Consider the following 9,612-nt stretch of genomic DNA (forward strand, 5'->3'; position numbering starts at 1 on the left):
GGATGGGAAAAATTAAAAAGGCTATGAAGATTGCCATAAAGGATCCCGTGTATGCCGTGAGGCTTATAAAAGGGGTCAGAAGGCGCGGCATAAGATGGGCACTCGACAAGTCAAAGGCCAGGCTGTTCGCCGAGTCATTATCAAGCGGTTACTCATATGATGAAGAGGAGTACCTGGATACTGATGGGATGCTGAATGGACTTTCAAGGAAACCCAGGATATCTGTAGTCATGCCGGTATACAATGTCGATACAAGGTGGCTGGATGAAGCTGTAAAGTCGGTGCTTTCAAGCACCTATGACAATTTCGAGTTGATTCTGGTCGATGACTGCTCCACAGATGAAAGGGTTACAAAATACCTTGGTTCAATTTCCGATTCCAGGGTAAAAGTAACAAGGAACGAGAAAAACCTGGGGATATCAGGAACCAGCAACAGAGGTGCCGAAGAGGCATCAGGCGAATACATTGTCATGATGGACAATGATGACCTGATCCACAGGAACGCCTTGCTTCATATAGCTGAAGCGATTGTAGGATCCGCTCCCGATGTCATATATTCTGACGAAGACAAGACGGACCAGGATGGAATCAGGAAAGCGCCGTTCTACAAGCCTGACTGGTCACCTGACCTTCTGCGAAGCCAGATGTATATGGGCCACATCTTCGCATTCAGGAGAAACTTCTTTTTCGAGACCGGAGGTTTCAGGAAGGAATTCGACGGTGCTCAGGATTATGACCTTGCGCTCAGGATGTCAGAACGCACCTCCCGTTTATGGCATATTCCAAGGGTCCTCTACTCCTGGAGGGAGCTGCCGTCATCAACAGCCATGAATCCGGATTCGAAGCCGTATGCCCACATTGCCGGCTTGAAGGCTCTGGACGGTCATCTGAAGAGGATGTTCGGACAAGGTGCGCGTGCAGATGAGACAGACCAGTGGTATGTATATGATGCGAGGTATCCGACAAATCGGAAAAATCTTCTTGTCTCGGTGATAATCGACGGGACAAGCGGTGCTGAAAATATCAGGAGATGCATAAAGGCAATCGCGAATGCTGGAACAGGTTCAAGGTATGAAATAATCGTACTAAGGGAAGCTGCTGAAGATATTAGCGGCAGATTTGACCCTACGGTAAGAGTAGTTGACACTTCAGGGGCAAGCACCTTTGGTGCAAGAGCAAACAAGGGTATAAATGAAGCTGACGGTGATATTCTGATACTGATTGATGCGAGAGTAACGCGACTGTCCATTGGATTTATGGATAGGCTTGCTGAAAAGGCTGCAAGGATTGGAACAGGTATCGTTGGGTCAAGAGTTATGTCAGATGACGGCACGATTTTCAGTGCCGGTGTCACCGTACTTCCGGATGGAGCCTTGAGGAGATTGTTTAAAGGGTCGCCTTCAGTACATTACGGTACACCCTTCGCATCACCTCTTGTCACACGTAATATCCTTGGAGCCGATGGAATACTGATTGCGATATCAAGGTCCAGTTTTGGTCTTATAGGAACATTCAGCGAGTCATCCGATATGCTGGAAACCTGTTTTGACTATGGTGTGAGGAGCTTTGCCGCCGGACTGCTAAATGTGTACGACCCTCATGTGCAGGCTGAGCTGAAAGAGACTGAAGCTTTTGATATAAATGGCTTCAGCCAGTCGAATGGTTCAGATCCTTACTCAAATACCAGGCTCAACCTTGAGGATGGGCTTCCGGTTGTGCCTGTAGCTCCACGAATGAAAAGAGTATTAGGAGATAATAATGATAAGCAATAACTTCAAGGTATCCAACGCAAGGTTTCATCTTACTGACAAGGACAAATTAGTCATAGGAGGATGGTTCGCTGAAAACAACCCTGAAAAGAACGGCATAGAAGCATATCTGGATAAGACAAGGCTGGAAGTCAGAATTGACAAGTACAGGGGATATGATGTCAGACAAAGGCATCTTGTGCATCAGGCAAACATAAGCGAAGAATACTACTTATATATAAACCTGCCGAAGGACTTTGATGTACACGGCAAACTGATCATCTATACTGTTAATGGTGATGAAAGGATATCTTCTTTTGAAGCATCTGCTAAAAAAATTCAGCTGATTAAGAACCAGATGCCCTATTGTGTTGACACCGTAATGATTGAAAATGGGGAATGCATCCTTTCCGGGTGGGTTGCTTCCATTGATGAAATTGATGTTTCGGTGCAGGATGAAAATGGGCGTGACATGGATATCAATGTCGAATTCTTCAGCAGGAAGGATGTCGCAGCCACTTTCAAGGAAGCTCCACTATACGAATATTGCGGATTCAAGGTCGAGGTCGATTCGCCAAGCGGAAAGAAGCTGAATTTCATATTCAAATCAGGCGACCTGACAGCAAAATATGATGTAGACCTGGCAAAAGCCCGTAAAGGTGCATATTCACAAAAGGAAAACAAGCTTGTCAAGGGACTGAGATACCTTAAGAAGCATGGAATAAGGTGGACAGCATTGAAAGCCCTGCAGGTTGTGAGGGGGAAGGCTGAATCGGCTGCGGAATATGAGAAGTGGCTGAAGTATCACTCGAGGTCCGAATTGGAGCTTGATGCACAGCGTAAGTACAGTTTTACTTCCAGGCCGAAGTTCAGCATAGTCGTACCTCTTTACAAGACTCCGGAAAATTTCCTCAGAGAGATGATTGACTCGGTTACATCCCAGACCTATTCCAATTGGGAACTTTGCATGTGCGAGGGCAGCGGAACAGATACTCCGGTCATTGGGATACTTAGAGAATATTCTCAGAGGGATGAGAGAATAAAATACACTGTCTCTTCGAGGTCCCTGGGGATATCAGACAACACCAATGAAGCGATAAAGCTTGCAACAGGTGATTTAATAGTTCTGGTGGACCATGATGACCTGCTTACTCCTGATGCGCTGTTTGAGTGTGCAATGGCAATACAGGATGATGCTGAAGTTGACGTAATTTACTCGGACGAGGACAAGCTGACGATGGACGGCTCCGCATACTTCATGCCTCACTTCAAGCCTGACTTCAACATTGACCTTCTTAGAAGCATGAACTATATTACTCATCTTTTTGTCGCAAAAAGGGAACTCATGCATAAAGTCGGACTTTTCAGGAATGAATTTGACGGGTCCCAGGACTATGATATGATCCTGAGATGCACAGAACAGGCCAAGAAGGTACATCATATCCCAAGGATCCTGTACCACTGGAGATCGCATAAGGACTCAGTTGCTGAGAATCCTGAAAGCAAGCTTTACGCATATGATTCTGCGAGGAAAGCGCTTGATGCGCATTACTCCAGGATGGGGATTGATGCACATGTTGAGTTTACGAAAATATATGGAATATACAAGACATTCTTCCATGCAGCTACCGAGCCGTTGGTCTCCGTCATAATATCCAGCAATGACAGCATCAAGGATATCAAGAGGTGCATCAGTGCGATTGAATTCAAGAGCCTTTATGACAACTATGAAATTATAATTGTTGATACATGCAGCAAAAAAGGTAGTACGTATTCGTTCTATGATGAACTCCAGGCAAAGTTTCCAAAAGTAAAGGTGGTTTTCTACAGAGGTGAGAAAAGCTACTCAAAGTCAAGAAATTTCGGGGCTGAAAACTCAAATGGTGAATATATTCTTTTCATGGACGACACCATTTCCATCATCACTGATGAATTCTTTGAGGAACTTCTTGGGTATTCAAGGAGAAACGACGTAGGGGCCGTAGGCGCAAAGCTGTATTACGAGGACGACATAATTTACCATGCGGGCTCTGTCGTAAATATGGATGGGATCACCGGCAATGCCTTTCAGGGTCAATCCAGGTATGATAACGGGTATTTTGCCCGCGCGATAACAGCAAGTGACTACAGCATTACAAATCCATCCTGCTTCATGACGAGCAGAGAGGTATTTAAGAATGCAGGAGGATTTTCAGAAGAATTCAGTACAGGGCTTACTGTTTCTGATTATTGCCTGAGGATTGGAGAATCAGGTAAGCTGACAGTTTTCAATCCATTCGCGGAGGCATACAGATATGAGCCTGTGAGACCGGTAAATGATTCAGGGAAAGAAAGTCAGGTCAAGATAAGGAATGAACAAGAAAAATTCAGGGAAAGATGGAAGGTCCTGTTTTCAAAGGGTGACCCGATGTACAACCGTAACCTTTCGCTGAATAGGAATGACTATCATTTGAAGAAGGTATGAAATTGATTAAGGATAAATTGTTCAGGGCTGCAAGGTTCTATAAACGTCACGGATTAAGGAGCTTCATGGTTCATCTGGTACAGAAGGCATTTGGAGTTGAGGCAGATTACAACAAGTGGTTTTTGAGACATGCTCCTGATAAATCGGTACTTGATGCCCAAGCGGAAAACAGGCTGCCATTTGCAGCGAAGTTCAGTGTTATAGTCATGCCTGGCAATGATTATCAGCAAAAACTGAAAGGTACGTACCTTTCACTCACTGAACAGACCTATGCTAACTGGGAACTGCTTGTTATTGGACGTGAGTACCAGAAGCTGGGTGAATCGGTAGTTGTCGTTAAAGGATATGATAAAGATTCACATTTGGCCGAAGCGTTGAACAATGCAGTTGAAAAATGCAGCGGTGATTACATTCTCTTCATGCGGCCAGGTGACCAGCTTGCTCCGAATGCATTGTTTGAGATCGCGAGTGAAATCGGAACATTCGGATACTCTGCAGTCTATACTGATGAAGACATGGTTGAGGCAAGCGGAATCAGACATATCGATCCGATTTTCAAACCTGACTTCAATCTGGACCTTTTGAGAAGCACAGATTATATATCAAATTCCATGGCGATAGCGATAAATCTGGTCAAGGATCTTGGTGGGTTCAAAAGCGAATATGAAGAGGGGTGTATCCTGGATCTTTATTTCAGGGTATTTGAAAGCAATGCAGCAATAGGTCACATCTCCAAGGTCCTATATCATGCAAAGCAAACAGCTTCAAAGAATGAGATTCCAGCCGCCCGCCACATCAGGATCCTGAGTGACCATTACAGACGAATGGGCATTGGTGCTGAAGTGTCAGAAACTGGTGTGAGCGGCATTTACAGAACAAAATACAAAGTGAATGATAATCCTCTGGTATCAGTGCTGATACCTAACAAGGACCACATAGATGACCTTGATAAGTGCCTGAACTCATTATTTGACAAGTCACAATATGAAAATATTGAAATCATAATAATTGAGAACAACAGCACTGAAAAGGGTACTTTCGAATATTATGACAGAATCTCCAGGGAACATGATAACATTAAAGTTGTTGAATATAAGGGTTCATTCAATTATTCTGCGATAAACAACTATGGAGTCAGATTCTCCAAGGGAGAGTATCTTCTCCTGCTTAACAATGATACAGAAATCATCAATCATGACTGCATTGAAGAGATGCTTGGCCATTGTATGAGAGAAGAAGTCGGTATAGTAGGAGCGAAGCTGTATTACGGAGATGGTTCGATACAGCATGCAGGAGTCATAATAGGACTGGGCGGAATAGCAGGACATGCATTTGTAAGCCTGAAGAAAGGCGATTCGGGGTATCTTAACAGGGAGAACTCTGCTCAGGACTACAGCGCTGTCACAGCAGCATGCCTGATGACTAAGAAGAGCGTATTTGAGAGTGTGGGCGGGTTCACAGAAGAGATGGAGGTAGCCTTCAATGACATAGATTATTGCATGAAGGTGAGAAGTTCAGGAAAACTTGTGGTATACACACCATATGCTGAGCTCTTCCACTATGAGTCGAAGTCAAGGGGACTGGATGATACACCGGAAAAGGCAAAAAGGTTCAACAGCGAAGTTGAGAGATTTGCAAAAAGATGGCCGGAAATATTGAAAAAGGGCGATCCATACTATAATCCAAACCTTACGCTCGTAAAACCGGACTTTTCCATCAAGGACTAAAGACCAATCCTATTATGCCAATGAGGAGGGAATAAATGAGAATACTAATAACAGGAGCCAAAGGCCAGCTTGGAACGCAGCTGTCGGAAATACTTAAGATCGGCAAGACTGAGCTTGGGGACATACCCGAATGCTTTATCGGTGCCGAGGTGTATGGATATTCAAGCAAGGAACTTGATGTGTCAGACCTTTCAGCGGTAAGGGCTGCAGCTGCACGAATAAAGCCTGACATAATCATAAACTCAGCTGCCTACACCAATGTAGACGGCTGCGAGACCGACAGGGACAGAGCCTTCAGGGTAAATGCCCTGGGGCCAAGGAATCTGGCCATGGTTGCTGAAGAGATTGGTGCAAGGCTTATACATATATCCACGGACTATGTCTTCTCAGGAACCGGAAATGTGCCATTCGCCGAATATGACCTTACGGACCCCCAAAGCATATACGGAAAATCCAAGCTTGCAGGTGAGGAGAATGTGAAGACTTTCTGTTCAAGGCATTTCATCGTTAGGACTTCATGGCTTTATGGGCTTTACGGCGGAAACTTCGTAAAGACTATAATGAAGGCTGGAAAGGAAAGAGGCGCACTTCAGGTGGTTGATGACCAGACGGGAAATCCGACAAATGTGGAAGACCTTTGTCACCATATACTGAAGTTGGCAGAAACAGAAGAATATGGTGTCTATCACTGCACAGGAGCCGGAGAATGCTCATGGTATGATTTTGCATCTCTGATCATAGAATATGCAGGAATTGAAGCGACGGTAGCTCCTGTCTCCACTGACCAGTTCCCAAGGCCTGCAAGAAGACCTGCGTACTCATCACTTGACAACATGATGCTCCGTGTTACAGTGGGAGACAATATGAGGCCATGGCAGGATGCGCTTAAGTCATTTATGATATCGTTCGAAAAGATGCAGCAATAAGGAGAAGTGAGAATGAAAGGTATAATACTCGCCGGAGGATCCGGTACTAGACTCTATCCAGTTACAAAATCAGTTTCAAAGCAGATACTTCCGATATACGACAAGCCTATGATCTATTACCCGCTGTCTGTGCTCATGCTGGCAGGGATCAGGGAGATCCTCATAATATCAACTCCAAGGGACATCGGGTCCTTCGAGGAGCTTCTGGGAGACGGAAGCGATTATGGACTCTCCATCTCATATGCCGTACAGCATGCTCCAAATGGCCTTGCAGAAGCATTCATAATCGGTGAGGAGTTCATAGGGAATGACAAGGTTGCCCTTGTCCTTGGGGACAATGTATTCTATGGCTATGGATTCTCCGAAAGGCTGAAGGCAGCTGTTGAAAGGGAAGAAGCAACGATTTTCGGTTATCATGTCAGCAATCCGACTGAATTTGGAGTCGTTGAGTTCGATGACAACATGAATGTGCTGTCAATCGAGGAGAAGCCTGAAGAGCCAAAATCCAACTATGCCGTACCAGGTCTGTACTTCTACGGAAATGATGTTGTGGAGATAGCAAAGATGATAAAGCCCTCAAAGAGAGGCGAGCTGGAGATAACTGCTGTCAACAATGAGTACCTGAAAAGGGGCAAGCTCAAGGTTGAGCTGTTCGGCCGTGGAATGGCATGGCTTGATACAGGGACGCACAGAGGACTGCTTGACGCCGCTAACTTTGTTGAGGCGGTCCAGACCAGGCAGGGCCTATATGTAGCTTGTATCGAGGAGATCGCATTCAGGAAGAAATTCATTACAAGGGAGAGGCTCCTTGAACTTGCTCAGCCACTGCTTAAGACAGAGTACGGCCAGTACCTTGTGCATGTAGCGAACGAGCCAAGGTAATCTGTCTGCCAAATTGAGGTGAAGGTGCTTGAAAAAGCTCGCATATGTAGTCACTCAATCGGAATTGGGTGGGGCACAGAAGAATATACTGCTGCTTTCGAAAGGGCTTTCAGACAAATTCGACATAACAGTCTATTGCGGTCCTGGCGGGCTCCTTCCTGAAGAACTTCGAAAGGCTAAGATATCTGCCATAGAAGTACCTTCTCTGAAGAGGGAGGTTTCCCTGGCAGATGACCTGAAGACATACAGTTTTCTGGTAAGGGAGTTCAGGGAGAAGGGCTACTATATTGTTCACAGCCATAGCTCCAAGGCGGGTCTTCTTGCAAGGCTCGCAGCAAGCAAAGCGGGAGTGCCGAAAAACATATATACCGCTCACGGATTTGTCTTCAATGAACCCATGGGTCGTATCTCTAAAGCATTATACAGGATGATAGAAAAATATGCTGCTTCAATATCGACTGACCTTATTGTTGTTTCAAGTCGTGACCTTGAAACATCTGTATCACTCGGCATAAGGTCAGGAAGTCAGACAGCATTCATACCCAATGGGATTGATTTCAGTCATCCTGATTACAGGGAAGATAGTGCCGCAATTTTCGGGATCAGGCAGAGTCTGGGACTTCAGGATGACGATTATGTGTTTGGATCCATAGCGAATTTCTATGAGACCAAGGGTCACAGATATCTTGTGCAGGCATTTGATATGATCAGAAATAAATCGAATTCGGAAAAGCTGAAGCTGGTACTGGTGGGGCAGGGCAGGCTGAAGGATGAGATAACGTCTTTGTCCGGAGACGGGGTAATATTTACAGGATATGTGGAAAACGCAGAGAAACTGATGGAAGCATTCGATTGCCTTATCCTGTCATCAGTAAAGGAAGGGTTTCCTTTTGTGATCCTTGAGGCTGTCAGGCACAGACTGCCGATTGTTGCAACGGATGTTGGAGACATTAGGAGAGTGCTTGCTGAAGGAGACTCTGGATCTTACAGGATAATTGAACCCGGAAGCTCGGAGGAATTGGCTGAAGCCATGGAATGGATGCTGCAAAATACCAAAACAGCCAGGATCGCCGCTAACCGGACATATGATTTGATAAGTGAAAGATATTCCCTTCAGCGTATGCTTGACGAAACGATGAAGGTTTATGAAAGATGAAAAGGGCTGTGTGCCCTTTTTTTCGTTTTTCAAACAAGTTTTTTTGCCATTTTACCTTAATGCGCATATTTAGTGTGTGAAAGGAGCTGATAAACATGGCAGTATCGGTAAACAAGGAAACAACGGCCCTGCTCATCACCTACATCAAGGAGGTAGTCAACGGCAAGACTACCTATGAGTCAAGGAGGTTCAGGAATTTCAAGACCGCGGCCCTTCCAGAGGATATCCACGAGATAGCCGCAAAGATCTCTTCTCTTGGAGAACAGGCGACCTTCAGCTACAAGCTAGAAGATGTAAGCTCACTGGCAGCTGTATAGGAGGTAATGGAGAATGAACAGTCTTTCTATGGTATTCGTGAACAAGGCAGGCAGGAACTCTACAGTGAGGATCCCTAAGGTAAGGACAGATGTGACTGAGCTCGAGATACAGGAGCTCATGAACCTCCTCATAACAAAGAATGTCCTCTTTGAAGGTGACCAGGAGCTCGAGTCAATTGACTCGGCTGTAATCACCAGGCAGGAAACAATGGCAGTCTAGACCCCGGGCCCATCCAAGCAGGATGGGCCTTTGCCTTTTCAATATTAATAGCTTGGTTCCATTTGTGTAACAATATTGCATATTGTTTGTGATAGTATGGTGTTAGGAAAGTCGAGGGATGCATATGGAAAAGAAGGAAATCATTAAATTCATGAAGACACTGCTGAAAAAG

At 45.2% G+C, this 9,612-nt stretch carries 8 protein-coding genes; all 8 read left to right on the forward strand.

What is annotated here, in order from left to right; translation table 11 throughout:
- Nucleotides 1–2 precede the first annotated feature (2 nt).
- The 8 genes from T472_RS10115 to T472_RS10150 all read left to right on the forward strand — a co-directional run bounded on the left by T472_RS10115 (nucleotide 3) and on the right by T472_RS10150 (nucleotide 9,440).
- Nucleotides 3–1,772, forward strand: a complete 1,770-nt coding sequence (locus T472_RS10115; protein WP_207643965.1) for a glycosyltransferase family 2 protein — start codon at nucleotides 3–5, stop codon at nucleotides 1,770–1,772.
- Nucleotides 1,759–4,212 (forward strand): glycosyltransferase family 2 protein, encoded by a 2,454-nt coding sequence (locus T472_RS10120; protein ID WP_023387481.1) that lies wholly within the window; start codon nucleotides 1,759–1,761, stop codon nucleotides 4,210–4,212. Before T472_RS10115 ends, T472_RS10120 begins: the two co-directional genes overlap by 14 nt.
- A 2-nt stretch (nucleotides 4,213–4,214) precedes the next feature.
- Entirely contained in the window at nucleotides 4,215–5,939 is a 1,725-nt protein-coding gene (locus T472_RS10125; protein WP_023387482.1) for a glycosyltransferase, read from the forward strand.
- Nucleotides 5,940–5,974: 35 nt separating this feature from the next.
- Nucleotides 5,975–6,865: a dTDP-4-dehydrorhamnose reductase gene (rfbD, locus tag T472_RS10130; protein WP_023387483.1), complete on the forward strand. Its 891-nt coding sequence runs from the start codon at nucleotides 5,975–5,977 to the stop codon at nucleotides 6,863–6,865.
- 12 nt (nucleotides 6,866–6,877) lie between these two features.
- Complete coding sequence (gene rfbA, locus T472_RS10135; RefSeq protein WP_023387484.1) at nucleotides 6,878–7,747, forward strand: glucose-1-phosphate thymidylyltransferase RfbA; 870 nt, start codon at nucleotides 6,878–6,880, stop codon at nucleotides 7,745–7,747.
- Between the two features lie 28 nt (nucleotides 7,748–7,775).
- Nucleotides 7,776–8,903: a glycosyltransferase family 4 protein gene (locus T472_RS10140; protein WP_023387485.1), complete on the forward strand. Its 1,128-nt coding sequence runs from the start codon at nucleotides 7,776–7,778 to the stop codon at nucleotides 8,901–8,903.
- Nucleotides 8,904–8,998: 95 nt separating this feature from the next.
- The gene (locus T472_RS10145) at nucleotides 8,999–9,220 is read left to right on the forward strand and encodes a DUF1659 domain-containing protein (RefSeq protein ID WP_023387486.1); all 222 of its coding nucleotides are present in this window, start codon (nucleotides 8,999–9,001) and stop codon (nucleotides 9,218–9,220) included.
- Nucleotides 9,221–9,233: 13 nt separating this feature from the next.
- Nucleotides 9,234–9,440, forward strand: coding sequence for a DUF2922 domain-containing protein (locus T472_RS10150; RefSeq protein WP_023387487.1), 207 nt, complete (start codon nucleotides 9,234–9,236; stop codon nucleotides 9,438–9,440).
- The last annotated feature ends 172 nt before the right edge of the window (nucleotides 9,441–9,612 follow it).

The sequence above is a fragment of the Youngiibacter fragilis 232.1 genome (genome assembly GCF_000495435.3).
Classification (GTDB): Bacteria; Bacillota; Clostridia; order Clostridiales; family Clostridiaceae; genus Youngiibacter; species Youngiibacter fragilis.

Excerpts from the sequence above, each read along its gene's own strand:
- T472_RS10115 (WP_207643965.1), top strand. The coding sequence starts at position 3 with ATGGGAAAAATTAAAAAGGCTATGAAGATTGCCATAAAGGATCCCGTG.
- T472_RS10120 (WP_023387481.1), top strand. The coding sequence starts at position 1,759 with ATGATAAGCAATAACTTCAAGGTATCCAACGCAAGGTTTCATCTTACT.
- rfbD (WP_023387483.1), top strand. The coding sequence starts at position 5,975 with ATGAGAATACTAATAACAGGAGCCAAAGGCCAGCTTGGAACGCAGCTG.
- rfbA (WP_023387484.1), top strand. The coding sequence starts at position 6,878 with ATGAAAGGTATAATACTCGCCGGAGGATCCGGTACTAGACTCTATCCA.
- T472_RS10145 (WP_023387486.1), top strand. The coding sequence starts at position 8,999 with ATGGCAGTATCGGTAAACAAGGAAACAACGGCCCTGCTCATCACCTAC.
- T472_RS10150 (WP_023387487.1), top strand. The coding sequence starts at position 9,234 with ATGAACAGTCTTTCTATGGTATTCGTGAACAAGGCAGGCAGGAACTCT.